The sequence below is a fragment of the Faecalibacterium sp. I3-3-89 genome (assembly GCF_023347275.1).
Classification (GTDB): Bacteria; Bacillota; Clostridia; order Oscillospirales; family Ruminococcaceae; genus Faecalibacterium; species Faecalibacterium butyricigenerans.
In genome coordinates this window covers 510,255-526,663 of record NZ_CP094468.1, presented here as the reverse complement: position 1 = coordinate 526,663, position 16,409 = coordinate 510,255, and the positions used below count along the sequence as shown (strand labels likewise).

The 16,409-nt window shown below is 62.2% G+C and carries 17 protein-coding genes; 9 read left to right on the top strand and 8 right to left on the bottom strand.

Annotated features, from left to right (window positions below; translation table 11 throughout):
• The first annotated feature begins 171 nt into the window (after positions 1 to 171).
• Positions 172 to 1,002, top strand: coding sequence for a PfkB family carbohydrate kinase (locus MTP38_RS02470; protein WP_249234155.1), 831 nt, complete (start codon positions 172 to 174; stop codon positions 1,000 to 1,002).
• A gap of 76 nt (positions 1,003 to 1,078) precedes the next feature.
• On the opposite strand, the gene MTP38_RS02465 is transcribed toward MTP38_RS02470, so the two are convergent.
• The 6 genes from MTP38_RS02465 to MTP38_RS02440 all read right to left on the bottom strand — a co-directional run bounded on the left by MTP38_RS02465 (position 1,079) and on the right by MTP38_RS02440 (position 7,642).
• Positions 1,079 to 2,419 carry a TRAP transporter large permease gene (locus MTP38_RS02465; protein ID WP_249234154.1) on the bottom strand — a complete coding sequence of 447 codons (1,341 nt, stop codon included), beginning with the start codon at positions 2,417 to 2,419 and terminating at the stop codon, positions 1,079 to 1,081.
• Between the two features lies 1 nt (position 2,420).
• On the bottom strand, positions 2,421 to 2,942 hold the full coding sequence (locus tag MTP38_RS02460) for a TRAP transporter small permease (protein ID WP_227621584.1): 522 nt from the start codon (positions 2,940 to 2,942) through the stop codon (positions 2,421 to 2,423).
• 101 nt (positions 2,943 to 3,043) lie between these two features.
• A complete protein-coding gene (locus MTP38_RS02455; RefSeq protein ID WP_227621583.1) occupies positions 3,044 to 4,129 on the bottom strand; it encodes a TRAP transporter substrate-binding protein in 1,086 nt (361 codons plus the stop codon).
• 246 nt (positions 4,130 to 4,375) lie between these two features.
• Positions 4,376 to 5,386 carry a TRAP transporter substrate-binding protein gene (locus MTP38_RS02450; RefSeq protein WP_249234153.1) on the bottom strand — a complete coding sequence of 337 codons (1,011 nt, stop codon included), beginning with the start codon at positions 5,384 to 5,386 and terminating at the stop codon, positions 4,376 to 4,378.
• Positions 5,383 to 6,219 (bottom strand): response regulator transcription factor, encoded by an 837-nt coding sequence (locus MTP38_RS02445; RefSeq protein ID WP_249234152.1) that lies wholly within the window; start codon positions 6,217 to 6,219, stop codon positions 5,383 to 5,385. The genes MTP38_RS02450 and MTP38_RS02445 overlap by 4 nt, the downstream gene beginning before the upstream one ends.
• Positions 6,194 to 7,642 (bottom strand): sensor histidine kinase, encoded by a 1,449-nt coding sequence (locus tag MTP38_RS02440; protein ID WP_249234151.1) that lies wholly within the window; start codon positions 7,640 to 7,642, stop codon positions 6,194 to 6,196. The genes MTP38_RS02445 and MTP38_RS02440 overlap by 26 nt, the downstream gene beginning before the upstream one ends.
• 258 nt (positions 7,643 to 7,900) lie before the next feature.
• Here MTP38_RS02440 and MTP38_RS02435 point away from each other — a divergent pair, with 258 nt between their 5' ends.
• The 4 genes from MTP38_RS02435 (at position 7,901) to MTP38_RS02420 (ending at position 11,537) form a co-directional block, all read left to right on the top strand.
• Positions 7,901 to 8,428, top strand: coding sequence for a YcxB family protein (locus tag MTP38_RS02435; protein ID WP_249234150.1), 528 nt, complete (start codon positions 7,901 to 7,903; stop codon positions 8,426 to 8,428).
• Between the two features lie 504 nt (positions 8,429 to 8,932).
• Entirely contained in the window at positions 8,933 to 10,294 is a 1,362-nt protein-coding gene (locus MTP38_RS02430) for an MATE family efflux transporter (protein WP_249234149.1), read from the top strand.
• 111 nt (positions 10,295 to 10,405) lie between these two features.
• Positions 10,406 to 10,999, top strand: coding sequence for a chromate transporter (locus MTP38_RS02425; RefSeq protein ID WP_249234148.1), 594 nt, complete (start codon positions 10,406 to 10,408; stop codon positions 10,997 to 10,999).
• Complete coding sequence (locus MTP38_RS02420; protein ID WP_227621575.1) at positions 10,986 to 11,537, top strand: chromate transporter; 552 nt, start codon at positions 10,986 to 10,988, stop codon at positions 11,535 to 11,537. Before MTP38_RS02425 ends, MTP38_RS02420 begins: the two co-directional genes overlap by 14 nt.
• 80 nt (positions 11,538 to 11,617) lie before the next feature.
• On the opposite strand, the gene MTP38_RS02415 is transcribed toward MTP38_RS02420, so the two are convergent.
• Entirely contained in the window at positions 11,618 to 12,589 is a 972-nt protein-coding gene (locus MTP38_RS02415; RefSeq protein ID WP_249234147.1) for a biotin--[acetyl-CoA-carboxylase] ligase, read from the bottom strand.
• Positions 12,590 to 12,737: 148 nt separating this feature from the next.
• On the opposite strand from MTP38_RS02415, the gene MTP38_RS02410 reads away from it, so the two are divergent.
• Genes MTP38_RS02410 through MTP38_RS02395 form a run of 4 tightly spaced genes read left to right on the top strand, consistent with a single transcriptional unit; the run spans position 12,738 to position 14,731 of the window.
• Positions 12,738 to 13,256: an RNA polymerase sigma factor gene (locus MTP38_RS02410; protein ID WP_249234146.1), complete on the top strand. Its 519-nt coding sequence runs from the start codon at positions 12,738 to 12,740 to the stop codon at positions 13,254 to 13,256.
• The gene (locus tag MTP38_RS02405) at positions 13,257 to 13,754 is read left to right on the top strand and encodes a hypothetical protein (RefSeq protein WP_249234145.1); all 498 of its coding nucleotides are present in this window, start codon (positions 13,257 to 13,259) and stop codon (positions 13,752 to 13,754) included. It abuts the gene before it with no gap.
• Positions 13,755 to 13,764: 10 nt separating this feature from the next.
• Complete coding sequence (locus MTP38_RS02400; protein WP_249234144.1) at positions 13,765 to 14,430, top strand: hypothetical protein; 666 nt, start codon at positions 13,765 to 13,767, stop codon at positions 14,428 to 14,430.
• The gene (locus MTP38_RS02395; RefSeq protein ID WP_227621570.1) at positions 14,405 to 14,731 is read left to right on the top strand and encodes a hypothetical protein; all 327 of its coding nucleotides are present in this window, start codon (positions 14,405 to 14,407) and stop codon (positions 14,729 to 14,731) included. The genes MTP38_RS02400 and MTP38_RS02395 overlap by 26 nt, the downstream gene beginning before the upstream one ends.
• Positions 14,732 to 14,804: 73 nt before the next feature.
• Here MTP38_RS02395 and MTP38_RS02390 read toward each other — a convergent pair whose 3' ends face one another.
• Positions 14,805 to 16,355 (bottom strand): alkaline phosphatase, encoded by a 1,551-nt coding sequence (locus MTP38_RS02390; RefSeq protein WP_249234143.1) that lies wholly within the window; start codon positions 16,353 to 16,355, stop codon positions 14,805 to 14,807.
• Between the last annotated feature and the right edge of the window lie 54 nt (positions 16,356 to 16,409).

Sequence of the window (16,409 nt, the reverse complement as noted above, 5' to 3'; positions counted from 1 at the left end):
GTTCTCCTCGTCAAATATCACATTTTTGTCGTTGCAGCTTTGGATATACTGCCATATTGGGTCAGTCTATCACAATCCGGCCAAAGGTGTCAAGCACTCCATTTGCACAAATGCCCGGATGGGTGTATACTGTAGTTTGTTTTTGAAACTGCACCGAAAGGAGGGCGCATCGTGTCGGGCAGCACTTTATATTGTCTCGGCGAAGCGTGGCTCGAGCTGGAAAGCCCTGCCCCGCTCTCGTCGGCGGAGGCGTTCCGGCCCCGGGTGGGCGGCAGTGCCGCCGCGCTGGCGCTGGCCTATGCGGCGCTGGGCGGCAGAGCTGCCCTTCTGGGCCAGCTGGGGGAGGATGCCTTCGGGCACCGCATTGCAGACGCTCTGACCGACGCCGGCGTGGATGTCCGCCGCCTCTGCTTTACCTCCCGCGCCCCCACGCCTCTCCTCTTCCGGGGCGGCGGCGGGGCGCTGCCCTGCCGCATCCGCTCGGCCGACCTGCTCTACTCTGCCGGGCAGCTGGGGGAGAGCTGGGCCGCAGACGCCGGGGCACTGGCCCTTTCCAGCGCCTGCCTCGTAGACAGCCCCTGCCGCTTCACCCACCTCTCTGCGCTGGACACGGCCCACGCCTCCGGTGTGCCGGTCTGCTTCGTCCCCGCCCTCCGTCCGGCCCTCTGGCCCAGCGAAAAGACCCTGCGGGACACGGTGCTGCAGTTTCTCCCTTTTGCAGACCTGCTGGTCCTCACCGAAGACGAGATGGAGCTTCTGCTGGACACCCGGGCCTATCAGGTGGGGCTGTTCTTCCTGCTGCGGGGGCACGTCCAGCTGGTCCTGCTCCAGACCGCCGAGGGCGTCCACGCCTTCACCCGGGCGGCACACGCCTTCTGGCCCGGCCTTTCGGCCCCGCCCGAGGAGCTGGCTGCACGGCTGCTGTTCCGGCTCGACGCGCAGGACGCCGCCCTGAAAAAGCTCATGAAATACAGTGCAGCCGCCCTTCAGACCCTGCTGTGACGCAGGAAAGCCCCCGCCTTGTGACAGGCGGGGGCTTTCCTTTTACCATCCGGAGGAGGATGAGCAGATCAGCTTATCAGTGGATGAACACCGGGCCAAGAGGATTGGCGATGGGGCTGACGTAGCCGCCCAGCAGCTTGGGGATCGCAAGGCTGATGTCGGGCACATAGGTCAGGAGCAGCAGGGCGATGAACATGCACAGATAGAACGGCAGGGTAGCCCTGACGACCTTCTCCATGGGGCGCTTTGCCACGGCAGAGCCGATGAACAGGACAGCACCGACAGGGGGGGTCAGCAGGCCGATGCCGCAGTTCAGGACCATGATGATACCGAACTGGATGGGGTCGATGCCGATGGAGGTGGCGATGGGCAGCAGGATGGGGGTAGCGATCAGGATGATGGGAGCCATATCCATGATGCAGCCCAGCACCAGAATGATGAGGTCGATGAGCAGTGCGATGATGTAGGGGTTGCTGGTGACGCTGGTGATGGCGTTTGCAGCCAGATCGGGCACGTGCAGCATGGTCAGGCAGTTGCCGAACACTGCAGAGGTGGCGATCAGGATCAGGACGATGGACAGGGTGTTGACGCACTCGTCCAGAGCGTACCAGACGCCCTTCCAGTCAAGGCCCTTGTAAACAAAGACGGAGACCAGCAGAGAGTAGATAACGGCGATAGCAGCGGACTCGGTGGCGGTAAAGACGCCGCCGACAACGCCGAAGACGACGATGACGACTGCGGCCAGTGCCCAGATGGAGGTGCCCAGCTGCTTGATGAAGCCTTTGATGGTGAAGGGAGAGCCCTTGGGGTAATTCTCCTTGACGGAGATGATGTAGGAGCCGATCATCAGGACGATGGCCAGCAGAGCGCCGGGCAGGTAGCCGGCGAGGAAGAGGCTGCCCACGGAGATGCCGCCAGCGGTGGTGGCGTAGATGACCATGTTATGGCTCGGGGGGACCAGCAGACCCTCGCAGGAGGAGGTGATGGTGACAGCGGTGGAGAAGTCGGCATCGTAGCCCTGATCGACCATCATGGGGATCATGATAGAGCCGATGGAAGCGGTATCTGCAGAAGCAGAACCGGAGATGCCGCCGAAGAAGTAGGAAGCAACGATGTTGACCATTGCCATGCCGCCGCGCATCCAGCCGACGCAGGCGTCAGCCAGCGCGATCAGCTTTTCGGAGATGCCGCCGCTGCCCATGAGGACGCCCATGGTGATGAAGAAGGGGACGGCCATCAGGCTGAAGGACGAGATGCCCTTGACCATCAGACGGCAGACATCGGTCAGCGCCTGACCCTGCACCATCAGGCAGAGCACGCTGGACAGGCCAACGGCGTATGCAATGGGGAAACGCAGGAAGATCATGACGAAGAAGCTGACAAGAAGGACAACGATCGCCAGTGTCTGAACTGTCATATTAGTTCTCCTCCTTTACAAAAAAGCTCTTGACATGGTTGTACAGCGCCTCGATCTCGAAGATGATCATGGCGACACCGGCCAGAGGCACCGGGAAGTACATCCAGAAACGGCTCAGCCAAGGCATCGAGACATAGAAGCCGCGGCCGCCCAGCGTGGTGGCATAGTTCCAGCCCACCACCATCATGATGATGCCGAGGACGCAGACTGCCAGATCCGCGAGGATGTCCAGCACCTTGACGACGATCTTGGGCAGATAGACGTCAAATGCGGTCATCCGGATGTGTGCGCCGCGGCGGATGGCCAGAGCCGCACTCAGCACGGCCATATAGCTCATGCAGGTCAGGACGACCTCTTCGGTCCATGCGGGGTCCGGGATGAATGGGACGTAACGACCGATGACCGACATGGTGGTGATGAGAATATCTGCGATCAGCAGCAGCTTGCAGATAAACAGAACCACTTTGTAGGTGATGTCGTACGCCGGCTTGATCTTATCCAGAGTGGTAAAGATTTTCGGCATAGGATCTCCTCCATACTCTATAAAAAACCCGGCGGGTCTGCGGGCGTATCCCGTAGTCCCCCGCCGGGCTTATGTACTACTTCAGGACAAAGACGCTGTTATCAGCCCTTCATATCCAGCAGCTTCTGGTACAGCTCAGCCTGATCCGAGGTGTTCTCGCTGATGACCTTAGCGCAAGCCTCCTGCCAAGGAGCCTTATCGGGGACATCGACGACGTTGCAGCCAGAGGACTTCAGCTCGTCGAGGACCTTGTTCTCAGCGCTCTCGGACAGGTCAGCGTTGAAGGCCTGCGTATCAGCACCGGCCTCCATGATGGCAGCCTGCTGGTTCTCGGTCAGCTTAGCCCAAGCGTTGTCGGTGATGACAGCCTGAATAGCGCCCAGAGTGTGGCCGTCGAGGATCAGGTTGTTTGCGACCTCGGGGAAGGCGTTGGACTTGTAGTTTGCGATGGGCTGCTCAGCGCCATCGACAACGCCGGTCTGCAGTGCGCTGTACAGCTCACCGAAGGAGACGACGGTGGGGTTAGCGCCCAGACCCTCGACCATGCCGTTCATGACGGGGTCGTTGGACACGCGCAGCTTCAGGCCCTTGAAGTCAGCGATGCCGGACACGGGCTTGACCGTGAAGAAGTGACGGAAGCCCTCTTCGCCGTAGAAGATACCACGGACGGGCAGGCCCAGCTCCTGAGGCTCGTTCAGGAACTCAGGTGCCAGCTCGCTGTTGGCGAAGTTCCAGAAGTGAGCGCGGTTCTCGAAGGTGAAGGGGATGGACAGCAGCTTGGACTTGTTGCAGCCGTAGCTGGTCAGTGCGAAAGCAGAGATACGGCTCATATCAATGGAGGTGGAGCCGCCGAGGATGGCGTCCAGAACATCGTTCTCAGAGCCCAGAACGCCGGAAGCCTGCACGTCGATGACGACGGAGCCGCCGGTCAGCTCTTCGACCTTCTCCTTGAAGTGGGTAGCGGTCTGGCCGACGATGGTATCCAGCGGGTTGACCTCGGCGTAGACCAGAGTCACCTTGGGGTCGGAAGCAGCAGCTGCAGCATCGCCAGCGGGGGCGGTGGAAGCAGCAGCGGAAGTAGCGGTAGAGGTTGCGGTGCTCTTGGAGCCACCGCAGGCGGTCAGTGCCAGAGCAGCGGCAGAAACGCCTGCTGCTGCCAGAAAGCTGCGACGAGAGATCTTCTTCATGATAATTGTCCTCCTAAAAAATTTCCTCTTGTACGTCGGCGCGCTCTGCACGGGTCGCACGCCGTCCGTTCATTTACTATACACACTTTAGCAAAAATTTTAAGCCAGAGCAAGGGGTTTTGAAAAATGTCCTGTTTTTCAAAAAAATGTGAGAAACACTTTTGTGCATCTTCTACAATCATCAGTGTGGTTTCTTCAGCATATCGCCCAACAAGATGAATACAATGTGATATTTATATCCTTTTCTCAGCTTTCCCGGATGCGCTGGAGGAGGCCGTTCTGCTCCCCGAAGCGCGCATACAGCGGCTCCACTGCCGCCCGGAAGCGGGCTTTCTCGGCGGCGGAAAGGGTCGTCACCTCCACGCCCCATGCCCGCATATGGGCCTCGGCGCTGGCCTCCCGCTCGGCCCAGAGGCGGCGTTCGGTCAGGGCGCTCTCCTTCCCGCAGGTGCGGACGATGTCGGGGAAGCTCTCGTCCAGCTTTGCCAGCTTTTCCATCGCGGCCTCGCTGGCCAGCTGCAATTCGGGCACACGGGTGTGCTCATCCTCTAAAAAATAAGGTGCGACCTCATAGTGGCCCATAGCCTCATAGCTGGGCCAGTTGTTCTCGGCGCCGTCGATCTCGGCGTTGTGGAGGGCCGCATACACCCGGCTGTAGACCACCTGCACAGGCTGTGCGCCAAGGTCCTGTATCATCTCGCTCATCAGATCCGACTCCTGCACCCGGAGGGTCAGCCCCACGAGATCTGCCAGCGTCTCCACCTTTTCGCGGGTGTAGAAGCTGCGGACCCCGGCGTCGAACCACGACAGCCCCACAAGGTCCATCGCATCGAGGCTGGAGAGGAACCCATCCCCGATCTCGCCGTCCAGCACCCGCCACATCTGAGGGGCGTCGGTGTAGAGGAAAGGCAGCTGCAAAACGCTCAGGGTTGGCAGCTGCTCCGCCAGCTGGCTCAGGGAGACGCGGGCAAAGTCAATGCCGCCATACTGCATCTGCTCGATGACGCTCTGCTCGGCCCCCAGCCCGCCTCCGCTGTAGACGACGACCTTGACCCTCCCCTCCGTCCGCTGGGCCACAAGGTCGGCGAAGGCCAGCGCGGCCTGCGTGGTGGGGTAATCCTCGGGCTGGTTCTCGGCGTAGCGCAGGATAAGCTCCGGGCCGGTATATTCCTCGGCTCTGCCGCAGCCCACAGCGCCCAGTGCCGTGCAGGCGGCCAGCGCCAGCACACTGCGGCGGGAGATCCTCCGCCCGCTCAAAGCTCGGCCTCCGGGTCGGACTTCGCTTTCTGCCCCGCCTGACGGCGGTACTGGGTGGGGGTCATTCCGGTGCGCTTCTTGAACGCCCGGGCGAAGTAGCTGGCGTCCTCGTAGCCCACCATCGACGCCACCTCTGCCGATGAGCGGAAGGGGTCGGTCAGCAGCTCCTTGGCTGCGTTGATGCGCAGCTCGGTGAGGCAGTCGAGGAAGTTCATCTTCTGATACTTCTTGAACTGGGCCGACAGGTACGCCGGGCTGATGTGCAGGATCTCACCCACGCTGTCCAGCGACAGGTCGAACATATAGTTGTCCTCAAGGTAGCGGCGGACATGGGCCATGATGAGGGCCGCCTGACTGTTCTCGCCCTCCTCGGGGGACTCTTCAGCCTCCTCTCCGGCCGCAGGCGGTTCCGGCTGGGGCTGAGGCTGGGCGGCGGCCAGCTCCTCCAGCTTCCGCTCGGTCTGGATCTGCCGGATGGCCCGGCGCACCGAGGCCTCCAGCTCATCGGGGTCCACCGGCTTGAGCAGGTAGTCGCAGGCCCCCAGATGCACCGCCTCGTGGGCGTACTGGAACAGGCTGTAGGCCGTCACGAAGATGACCCGGCAGGAGGGCCGCTGGGCCAGCACAGCGCGGGCTGCGTCGAGGCCGCTCATCCCCGGCATCTCGATGTCCATGAGGATGAGGTCTGCGTTCCACAGCACCGCCGTGTCGGCAGCCTTGCGTCCATTCTCAGCCATCTCCAAGACCACTTCCCGCTCAAAGCGGCGCTGGACGAGTTCTGCAAGCGCCTCCCGTTCCAGTTTTTCATCATCCGCGATCAACAGCCGGATCATCGTCCAATTCCTCCTCCAAAAGTTCTACTAAGGGCAGATACATACTGATGGCCGTGCCCCGGCCGGGGTGAGAGCGGATGACCAGCCGCCCCCGTTTGTCCAGAAGCCGCAGACGCGCGGCCACATTGTAGACGCCGATGTGCTCCCAGCGCTCACCGGGCCGGGCCAGCGCGGCTTTCAGCTGGGCCAGCTGCTGGGGCTGGATGCCCACGCCGTTGTCGCAGACGCTGATATAGAGCAGCCCCTTCTCCCGCAGCGGGTTGATGCGGATGCGCACCACGCCGCCCTCTTCCTTGGGCGAGATGCCGTGCTTGAAGGCGTTCTCCACGATGGGCTGCAAGATAAAGGAGGGCACCATCGTCTCCGTCAGGTCGAGGGAGTCGGAGATGCGCCACACCATCTTCACCCGGTCGCCGAAGCGGACGTGGTAGATGGAGTAGTATTCGTCCACGATGCGCACCTCCCGGGCCAGCGGCACCTGCTCGTCGTTGCTCATGAGGCTGTAGCGCAGCAGGTGGGACAGCGCTGTGATGAGGGCCTGCGTGCGGTAGGCTTTTTCCTGTCCGGCGGTCTGCAGGATCACGTTCAGGGTGTTGAAGAGGAAGTGGGGGTCGATCTGGCTGCGCAGCTGCTGCAGGCGGCTGCGCTCCATCCGGTTCTGCAGCTCCAGCGCCTCCGTCTTCTGGCGGTGAAGCTCCCGCTCCATCTCGTTCTTCTCCCGCAGGGTAGTCACCTGCTCGGCCATCGAGTGCTTCATGTGATTGAACGCTTCGGTGAGCTGGGCCATCTCGGGCTGATGGGGCACAGGCAGGTCGGGCGAGTCGAACACGCCCCGGGTGACCTCCCGGGAGGCACCGATCAGCTGCTGCACCGGGGTCAGCAGGTGGATGACCGAAAGCGCCATGACGCAGCCCAGCGCGAGGCAGAGGGCCACCACGACGGTCTGCGCCCACTTGACCCGGTCGCTGAGGGCCGACACGGTGGTGTAGGTGCTCTGTGCGTCGGCGATGGCCCTGTTGAGCAGCTGCTGGGTGTATTGACGCAGATAGCCTCCGCAGGGGACGATCTTATTATAGTAGAGCTGGGCAGCCTGCGCGTCCTCGCCGGAGGCCACCGCCTCTTCCAGTCGGCCCACCAGCGCGGTGTAGCTGCCGTAGGTGGTGGAGACGGCGTTGTAGAGCAGATACTGCTCCTCGCTGACGGTGCCAATGTCGCCCTGAATGCGCCAGAGCCACGCGTTGGTGACAGAAAAGGCCCGGTTCAGTTCCTCGGTCAGCGCCTTGGCGTCGCCGTACTCCCAGCGGTAGTTCTCCATTGCCGAAAGGCTCTGCTCCACGCCGTTCTGGAAGCGGCTGATGGCGTTGAAGTTGCCCATCTGGTCGTCCAGCTCCCGCAGCACGGTGCCGGACTGGTAAAAGCTCAAGAATATCTGCCCTGCCAACGCCAGAAAAAACGCCGCCAGGCAAAGGCTGATCTGCCCCTTCAGGGTCATCCTGCGCCCCACGCATCCGCCCTCCTCACTTGGTATTATTCCACCCGCTCCGGCCTTTCTGCCGCCCGGGCGGAGCCTTGATCCATTTTCTTTTTCGTCCTATTTTAGCACATTTTAGGGCATCTGCGCAATATCATCCTTGATTGTTGGAAAACAATATGGTACTATGACCAAAAAGGAGGATATTTTATGTCTCAGCCGATCTCTGTTTCCGTCCAGATGGACGCTGCATCCTTCCACGACTTCGCCGCCTTCGACCTGCTGCGCCACCGCAAGGCGTGGCACCGCCCTCTGGCCTTCACGGCCATCCTGCTGGCATCTGCCGGGGTCTGCCTCTCGCAGGTGGGGCAGAAAGACGGCGCGGCCCTGCTCACGGTGGTGCTTTCCGTTGTGGCTCTGGGCGTGCCCGCCGTCTACTTCTGGACCTTCTTCCACTCTCTGCGCCTTCAGATCAAAAAGATGGGCCTTCCCCGCCCCTTCTATCGGCTGACGCTGGACGATGCAGGGCTTTCGGTCTGGATGGCAGGCGAGCAGGACAAGCCCGAGCCGACCCGGAGCTATCCGTGGCATGACCTCCACCTCGCCTACCGCACACCGAACGCCATCTATCTCTACGTCCAGCAGACGCAGGCCTACCTGCTCAACGACAGCCTCGACGCCGCATGGAGCCTGCTGCAATCCTCCCTCCCGGCAGAACGCCTGCGCGACCTGCGATAAAACGTAAAAATCCCTCGCACAAGCCGTGCGAGGGATTTTTTTGACCTCTCAGTCTGCAAAACAAAAACAGACAGCGCCGTGGAAAGGAGGAGAAAGCGGCGCTGCCTGTGTATGAGAACTCCTAAACATTTGCGGCTGTTAGGAGGTTGTTGGTAGTCTGTCCGCCGCCGTGGCTGTTGCCTCGCATTGGCTGGGGGACAGTGTTTTTTTAGGGACGCAGCGCCCGCTGCGGGGGCCTGCGCATGAATCTTGCCTGCATGGCATCGTGGGAAGCTCAAAAGCCGGAGATGGGGGACTCACGTTTCTGTCTTCCCGACTGCACCCTTATTGTACCGGATAAAAATGGAGTTTCTTTGTGGTAGTTTTGAACAATCTGCAAACAAGATGTGGAAAACCGGAAAGCTTTCTTTTCCGCTCTGCTTGACATTCGGCACGGAACGAGGTATTGTTAATTTTATTGTGCAATATCTCTGGGAACCTTGTTTTTTGAGGGAGGGAAGAACTATGACCGACACGGCACAGCAGCAGAAAAAGACCCTGCTCATGACCGAGGGCAGCATCTGGAAGAGCATCCTGCTCTTCTCAGTGCCGCTCATCCTTGGCAACCTGCTCCAGCAGCTCTACAACACCGCCGACTCCATCATCGTCGGCAACTTTCTGGGCAGCAATGCGCTGGCCGCAGTAGGCTCCAGCGGCTCGCCCATCTACCTGCTCATCGGCTTCAGTCAGGGCGTGGCCGTGGGTGCAGGCGTCGTGGTGAGCCAGTACCTCGGCGCGAAGGACAAAAAGGAGACCCGCATCGCCGTCCACACCTCGCTGGCCATCGCGGCCATCCTCGGCCTCATCCTCACGGTGGGCGGCATCGCAGTCAGCCGCACCCTGCTGGTCTGGATGAACACCCCCGACGAGGTGCTGGGCGACGCCGTCACCTACATGAAGCTCTACTTCGGCGGCGTGCTGTTCAGCGTCATCTATAATATGGCGGCAGGCATCCTCAACGCGGCGGGCAACTCCCGGCGCTCGGTCCTCTACCTTGCCTGCGCCTCCATCACCAACATCATCCTCGACCTCGTGTTCATCGCCGGGCTGAAGATGGGCGTGGCGGGCGCAGCCATCGCCACCGACATCAGCCAGCTCGTCTCCTGCGTGCTGAGCCTCCGCTTCCTGATGAAGGTGGACGCGGACTATAAAGTGGAGCTTTCCTCCATCCGTCCCGACAAGCGGATGACCTCCCGCATCATCCGCATCGGCCTGCCCACCGGCATCCAGAACATGGTCATCTCCTTCTCGAACGTGCTGGTCCAGTCCAGCGTCAACAGCTACGGTGCCGCCGCCATGGCGGGCTTTGCCGCCTACATGAAGATCGACGGCTTCAACATCCTGCCCGTCACCAGCTTCAGCATGGCGGCCACCACCTTCGTGGGCCAGAACTACGGTGCCGGCAACCTCAAGCGGGTGAAGAAGGGCACATGGGTCACGCTGGCCATGGGCGTGCTCTACACCCTCTGCACCGGTGCTCTGCTGCTGGCGTTCCAAAACCCCATCATGCACCTGTTCACCTCCGACGAGACGGTGGTCTCCTTCGGGTGCATCGCCATGCACTATTTCTGCCCCTTCTACTTCCTGCTGTCCATCCTCCACGGCATGGCAGGCGCCGTGCGCGGCACGGGCCGCAGCGTCCCCCCGATGGTGGTGCTGCTGGTCTCGCTGTGCCTGTTCCGGGTGGTATGGATCCAGTTCGTCCTTCCCTTCTTTTCGGGCATCGAGGGCGTGTTCGTCCTCTACCCGGTGTCGTGGGCACTGGGCGCGGCGCTGATGGTCCTCTACGCATGGAAAGGCAGCTGGATGACCTACGACCATTCCTGACCGGCATCACCTTCCATTCTATTTTTCCATTCGTCTTTTGGGGCCGTCTGTGGTATCCTTTATAGGCAGAAAAAACACAGATCTCATATCGCAGGAGGACTCATGCAAGCAGTGAAACAAGCAGTTAAAACAGAAGCCGCACAGCAGCGCCCCGCCGGTGCACAGATGGCCCTGCGGATCCTTCTTTCTTTCATCAAGATCGGTGCCTTCACCTTCGGCAGCGGATGGAGCATCGTTGCCCAGATGGAGCAGGAATTTGTGGACAAGCGGGGCTGGATGACCAAGAGCGACCTGCTGGAACTCATCGCCGTGGGCAAGAGCCTGCCCGGCATCATGGTGGTGAACATCACCATGCTCTTCGGCTACCAGATGGCCGGGGCTTTGGGCGGTGTCTGCGCAGCCGTCGGCCTGTGCATCCCTGCCGTCATCACCCTCACCGTCGTGACGGCCATCTACGACGCCATCAAGGACAACTACTGGGTCTGGTCGGCCCTCCGAGGCGTCCAGTGCGCCGTAGCCCCCATCATCGGCGGCGCGGCCATCTCCCTCGGCAAAGACGCCCTGCGCAGCACAGCGGCCATCATGATCTGCGCGGCGGCCTTCGTGCTCTGCTATTTTACATCCATCAGCAACCTGACGCTGGTGATCGCCGGTGTGGTCATCGCACTGGTCTGGATGGGGGTGAGCGAACATGGCCGCAGCTGAGACCCTCATCCAGCTCTTTATCGCCTTCGCAAAGATCGGCTTCACCAGCTTCGGCGGCACCTCCATGATCCCCCTCATCATGGATGAGATGTCCTCCCATGGCTGGATGACCGACGCCGACCTGACGAACCTCATCGCCATCGCTGAGATGACCCCCGGCTCGCTGGGCGTCAACGCCGCCACCTTTGCAGGCACAAAGACAGCCGGGATGCTGGGCGGCATCTTTGCCGTGCTGGGCGTCCTCAGCCCCACCCTGACCCTGACCCTGCTGGCGGCAGTCTTCTTCCAGAAATTCCGCACCAGCAAGGTCATGAGCTACATCATGCGCATCGTTAAGCCCATCTGCATCGGCATGGTGCTGGGCGTGCTGGTGGGCCTGTGCCGCCAGTCCTACCTCACCGAGGCAGGCGGCATCAGCCTGTCGGGCCTCTTCATCGGCATCCTCTGCTTCGTCCTGCTTCAGAAATTCAAGCTCAGTGTGCCGAAGGTCATCGGCATCGCGGCTGCGCTGGGGCTGGTGTGCTTCGGGGTTTTCTGACTCCAACCTCTCAGTCTCGCTTCGCTCGACAGCTCCCCTACCGAGGGGAGGCGGCATCGCGTCAGCGATGACGGAGAGGTTTATTTTTTTATCGCCAGCGGCGACGGTCTTATGCTCACCTCGCCGTGGCAGAGGGCCTCGGTGCGGCCTGCCTCCCGCTCCACGATGAGCCGCCCGGCGTCGTCGATGGCCACCGCCCTTGCGGCGTAGCTCTCGCCGCCGGCGCAGACCGTCACCCAGTGGCCGGGCACAAAGCACCGGGCGCGGTACTCGTCCAGACAGTCGAAGTCCGGGCAGAGGGCCAGCAGCTGGCGGGCGATCTCTCCCGCCAGCGCAGCCCGGCTCACCGGCGCAGGCCCGCCGGGGTAGAGGCTGCCCGCGATGGGCCGCAGCTCCTCGGGCCAGTCCTCCGGGCGGGAGGTGAGGTTGAGGCCAATACCCGCCACCAGCCATTCCAGCTGGCCGCTCTCAAGGTCGGCCCCGGCCTCGGTCAGGATGCCGCAGACCTTTTTGCCGTTGTAGTAAAGGTCGTTGACCCACTTGATACCCAGCTCCAGCCCGCAGAGCTTCTTCACGGCCCGGCAGACAGCCACCGCCGCGCTGACGGTGACGGCCTGTGCTTCGGTCATGGGCAGGCTGGGCCGCAGCACCAGCGAGAGATAGACGCCCTTTCCCACCGGGCTTTCAAACCGCCGCCCCAGCCGTCCCCGGCCCGCCGTCTGCTGGCTGGCAAGCACCATCGTGCCATGAGGCGCACCCTCAAGGGCCAGCGTCTTGGCGGTGCGGTTGGAGCTTTCCAGCGTGTCGTAGAGGAAGATGGGCGCGTCATACTCCCCCACCGCCTCGGCACAGAAGGGGTCGCCCCCCGCCAGCCGATAGCCCCGCCGGGGGGCAGCTTCCAGCGCATAGCCCTGCGCCGCCAGCGCGGCGGCGGCCTTGTGGACGGCGGCGCGGCTCACGCCCAGCTGCCGGGCCAGCTGCTGGCCCGAGATACACTCGCCCTGCGCGGCGGAAAGGGCCGCCAAGAGGGCCTGTTTTGTGGCAGAGGCCATCGGATCTCCTCCTTTTTGGTGTGTAATAAGAGCATTCTACCACATTTTCAAAAATTTTCCCACGATTTTGCAGGTTTTTGCCCCGCTGTCTCGTATGGATAGACAGAGCGCTTGAAACGCGGGGCAGAAAGGAGGCGGAGCGCAGCCCTTGAACACACTGGAATTTGACCGGCTGGTGCAGAAGTACCAGTCCCTCGTCTACACCATCTGCCACCAGCTGGTGCCGGACGAGGGCGATGCGCAGGACCTGACGCAGGAGACCTTCCTCGCCGCGTGGCGGAACATGAGCCGCCGTCCTGTCGGGTACGAGAAGCAGTGGCTGGCCCGCATCGCCTCTAACAAAGCGAAGGACTACCTGCGCAGCGCATGGGCGCGCCGGATGAACACCCCCGGCGACGCCGTCCTTGCGCTGGAGGGCGCACCGCCCGGCAGCGAGCCGGAAACGCAGCTGCTGGATGCGCTGGGCGAGGAAGAGCTGACCCAGCGCATCCTCGACCTGCGGGAACCCTATAAGACGCCCTGCCGCCTCGTGCTGCTGGAGCAGCACACCGCCGCCGAAGCCGCCCGGCTCTGCGGCAGGCCCCAGAAAACCGTGGAGGCGCAGGTCTACCGGGCCAAAAAGATGCTGGCCGCGCAGCTGAGCGCAGCCGGAAAGGAGGGCATTTAAATGGAATCGTTCCGGAAAGACGGCTGTCTGAGCGACGAAGGGCTGCACGCCCTCATCGCCGGACAGCTGGATGAGCTGGGGCGGCTGGAAGCCGCCGAACATCTCGCCTACTGCGACAAATGCACCGACCGCTACACTGCACTGCTGACCGCGGACGCTCTCTCCGACCCGCCCCGCAGCGTCCGCCGGACGGTGATGGGCACCATCTGGGTGCGGCTGATGCAGAGCACCTGCGGCCGGGCTGCGGTGGCGGGCGTCGCCGCTGTGCTGGCGCTGACCATCTGGCGCACCGGTGCGCTGACCTTCGTCACCGACCACAGCCGCGACCTGCAGGCCCTCCTGCCCGCTGTTCAGGTCACTCTGCCGGAAAAGCAGCCCCCGAAGCTCCTGCCGGAGAAGCTGGGCAAGCCGGTGGACTCCCGCCCCGGAGAGAACTTCTACACCCGCGTTTCCTCTGCGCTGGAAAGCCTGCTGAACGCGGCTGAAAACATCAAGTAAGGAGACCGTTATGCTGAAAAATGGATTTTTGACCTTCTGCTGCGCCTTCGTCCCCGGCGCAGGCCAGATGTATCAGGGCTATATGAAGCGGGGCCTCTCCCTCATCCTTACAGCCTGCTGCATCGGGATGGTGAGCTCACTGCTCAACCCGGTACTGCTCCTGCTTGTGGTGGTGTGGATGTACAGCTTCTTTGACACCTTCAACCTCCGGGCGCAGATCCTCGCGGACACCGCGCCGGAGGACGACTACCTCATCCACTTCGACCCCCGCGACAGACGGCTGGCCCGGGCTCTGCTGGACAGCCACAAGCTGGTGGGCTGGGCGCTCATCGCCTTCGGTGCCCTCATCGCCTACCAGAGCCTCATCATGAACATTCTCGGCGACCTCGTCTACCGCTGGGGCCACTCCTCCCCCGTTTTCCGTGCCCTCTATCTCGTCATGGCCAGCCTGCCGGATGTGGTGGTCTGTGTGGTCCTCATCGTCTGCGGCGTCTGGCTGGTGAAAGGCCCCCATCCGGCCAAAAAGCCGGATGCTTCCAAGGATGTCCCCGAGGATGCCGATTTCTGCGAGTATCACGCCGACGAGGCCGACCATCCGGAAAAAGCCCCGCTGCGCTCCTCTCCTGTGGTGAACGAAAATGAGGTGACGGATGATGGAACAGAACACGACGAATAAGCCCCTGCGCCGGGTGGGCACCCTGACGCTGGGCGTTTGCCTCATCGCGGCGGGCGTGCTCTTCCTGCTGGCCCGCTTCCTGCCCGGCCTGCCATGGCTGGTCATCTGGCAGGTGCTGCCGGCGGCGGGGCTCATCCTGCTGGGGTGTGAGGTGCTCTACTACTCGGCCCGGCCCGGCGCGTGCCGGTGCGACTTCGGCTCGGTGGTGCTCTGCCTGCTGCTGATGGGCGGGTGCTTCGGCATCTCGACCCTCATGCTGCTGGCCCAGATGCTGGGCCGCGGCTACACGATCCACCTGTGAATACAAGAAAGCCTGTGCAGCTCTCCCGCCCCGGGAGGGTCTGCACAGGCTTTTTTCGTTTGAAAAGAGGGGCTTACTGCACGCCGGTCAGCTCAGCCAGCTTGTGGTAGATCTCGGTGTTGTCAAAGACGCCGCGGAACTTCTCCGCGCCGACGCCCAGCGCATAGATGTTGACGGGAGCGCCGGTGTGGGCATAGGTGGTGTGGTCCATGCCGGACTTGTGGTTGATGGTGTGGCAGACGGCCATGCTGAAGGGGATGTAGGTGCCGTACAGCTCATAATCCTGCTGGCTCATCTCCTTCTGGGAGGCAGCGCCGACGGCCAGCGTCCGCTCGTAGGCCTTGCGCAGGTTCTCCACCTCGTAGTCGGTCAGCAGCAGCTTGCCTGCCTTGGCGGCATCGGGGTCGGTGGGCAGGGTCAGGCCGAAGTTGGCCTTCACGTCGGCCATCGCAGCCTCAAAGGGGGTCTTGTTGGCGATGTAGCCCTTGACGTAGGTGGAGTCGAACTTGGCGTAGGACATCTTCTGGTGGGTGAGGTTGGTCAGGAAGGTGTCGTAGTTGGTGGTCTTGTAGCCGATGGCCATGCCGCCGGTCTCGTGGTCGGCGGTGACGAGGATAAGGGTATCGTTGGGGTGGGCGTTGTAGAAGTCCACCGCAGTCTGCACGGCGTTGCTCATCTCGAGAACGTCATGGATGGAGGCGGCAGCATCGTTGGCGTGGCAGGCCCAGTCGATCTTGCCGGACTCAGTCATCAGGAAGAAGCCCTTCTTGTTGTCCAGCAGCTCGATGCCCTTCTTGACGTAGTCGGTCAGCTGCCACTCGCCTGCGGCGGCATCCATGGAGTAGTTCATGGCCTTGCCGTCGGCCAGTGCCTCCGCGATGATGAGGGTCTTGCCTGCACCGGCCTTGAGGGCGGCGGCGTCTGCCTGACGGGTGACGACGTTGTAGCCGTTCTGGGCAGCGATCTCGTGGTTGTTGGGGCCGGTGCCGTCGCCGTTCACCTTCTGGAACTCACCGCCTGCGAAGTATTCGAAGCCGGAGGCGGCCAGCTCTTTGCCGATGGCGTAGTAGTTCTTGCGGGTCTTCTGGTGTGCGTAGAAGGCAGCAGGGGTGGCGTGGTCGATGTTGACGGAGGAGACGACACCCACCTTGTAGTTCTTCTGGGCATGGAGCTTCTCGGCGATGGTCTCATAGGGCACATCGCGGGTCCAGGGACACATATTGATGACGCCGCTCTCGGTCTTGTGGCCGGTGGCGATGGAGGTAGCAGTGGAAGCGGAGTCGGGGCAGAAGGAGGTGCTGTCATAGGTGGTCACGCTGCCCACCTCGGGGAACTGGGTGAAGCTCAGCTCGCCCTCGGTGACGGCGCCGTTGTTCTCCACCGTGCCCTTGTAGAAGCGGGCAGACTGGATCTGGGCCGTGCCCATGCCGTCGCCGATGAAGAGGAAAACATATTTGGGCTTGCCGCCGAAGATGCCCAGCAGGCCGTTTTCCTCCTCTGCTGCCTTGTCCACGTTGGGTGCGGCGGCATGGGCGGCTGCGGGAGCAGCGGCCAGCATACCGGCGGCAGACGCAAAAGCACCAGCCTTCAAAAAGCTGCGGCGGGACATTTTATTCTCTTTCATACCTGAAAGTCCTCTCTTTCCATGAGCCTCACAGGCTCGCTCTCTCTTTTTTGA

Coding starts and splice junctions, on each gene's coding strand:
- MTP38_RS02465 (WP_249234154.1), bottom strand. CDS start 2,419: ATGACAGTTCAGACACTGGCGATCGTTGTCCTTCTTGTCAGCTTCTTC.
- MTP38_RS02460 (WP_227621584.1), bottom strand. CDS start 2,942: ATGCCGAAAATCTTTACCACTCTGGATAAGATCAAGCCGGCGTACGAC.
- MTP38_RS02455 (WP_227621583.1), bottom strand. CDS start 4,129: ATGAAGAAGATCTCTCGTCGCAGCTTTCTGGCAGCAGCAGGCGTTTCT.
- MTP38_RS02445 (WP_249234152.1), bottom strand. CDS start 6,219: ATGATCCGGCTGTTGATCGCGGATGATGAAAAACTGGAACGGGAGGCG.
- MTP38_RS02435 (WP_249234150.1), top strand. CDS start 7,901: ATGTCTCAGCCGATCTCTGTTTCCGTCCAGATGGACGCTGCATCCTTC.
- MTP38_RS02430 (WP_249234149.1), top strand. CDS start 8,933: ATGACCGACACGGCACAGCAGCAGAAAAAGACCCTGCTCATGACCGAG.
- MTP38_RS02420 (WP_227621575.1), top strand. CDS start 10,986: ATGGCCGCAGCTGAGACCCTCATCCAGCTCTTTATCGCCTTCGCAAAG.
- MTP38_RS02415 (WP_249234147.1), bottom strand. CDS start 12,589: ATGGCCTCTGCCACAAAACAGGCCCTCTTGGCGGCCCTTTCCGCCGCG.
- MTP38_RS02405 (WP_249234145.1), top strand. CDS start 13,257: ATGGAATCGTTCCGGAAAGACGGCTGTCTGAGCGACGAAGGGCTGCAC.
- MTP38_RS02400 (WP_249234144.1), top strand. CDS start 13,765: ATGCTGAAAAATGGATTTTTGACCTTCTGCTGCGCCTTCGTCCCCGGC.
- MTP38_RS02395 (WP_227621570.1), top strand. CDS start 14,405: ATGATGGAACAGAACACGACGAATAAGCCCCTGCGCCGGGTGGGCACC.
- MTP38_RS02390 (WP_249234143.1), bottom strand. CDS start 16,355: ATGAAAGAGAATAAAATGTCCCGCCGCAGCTTTTTGAAGGCTGGTGCT.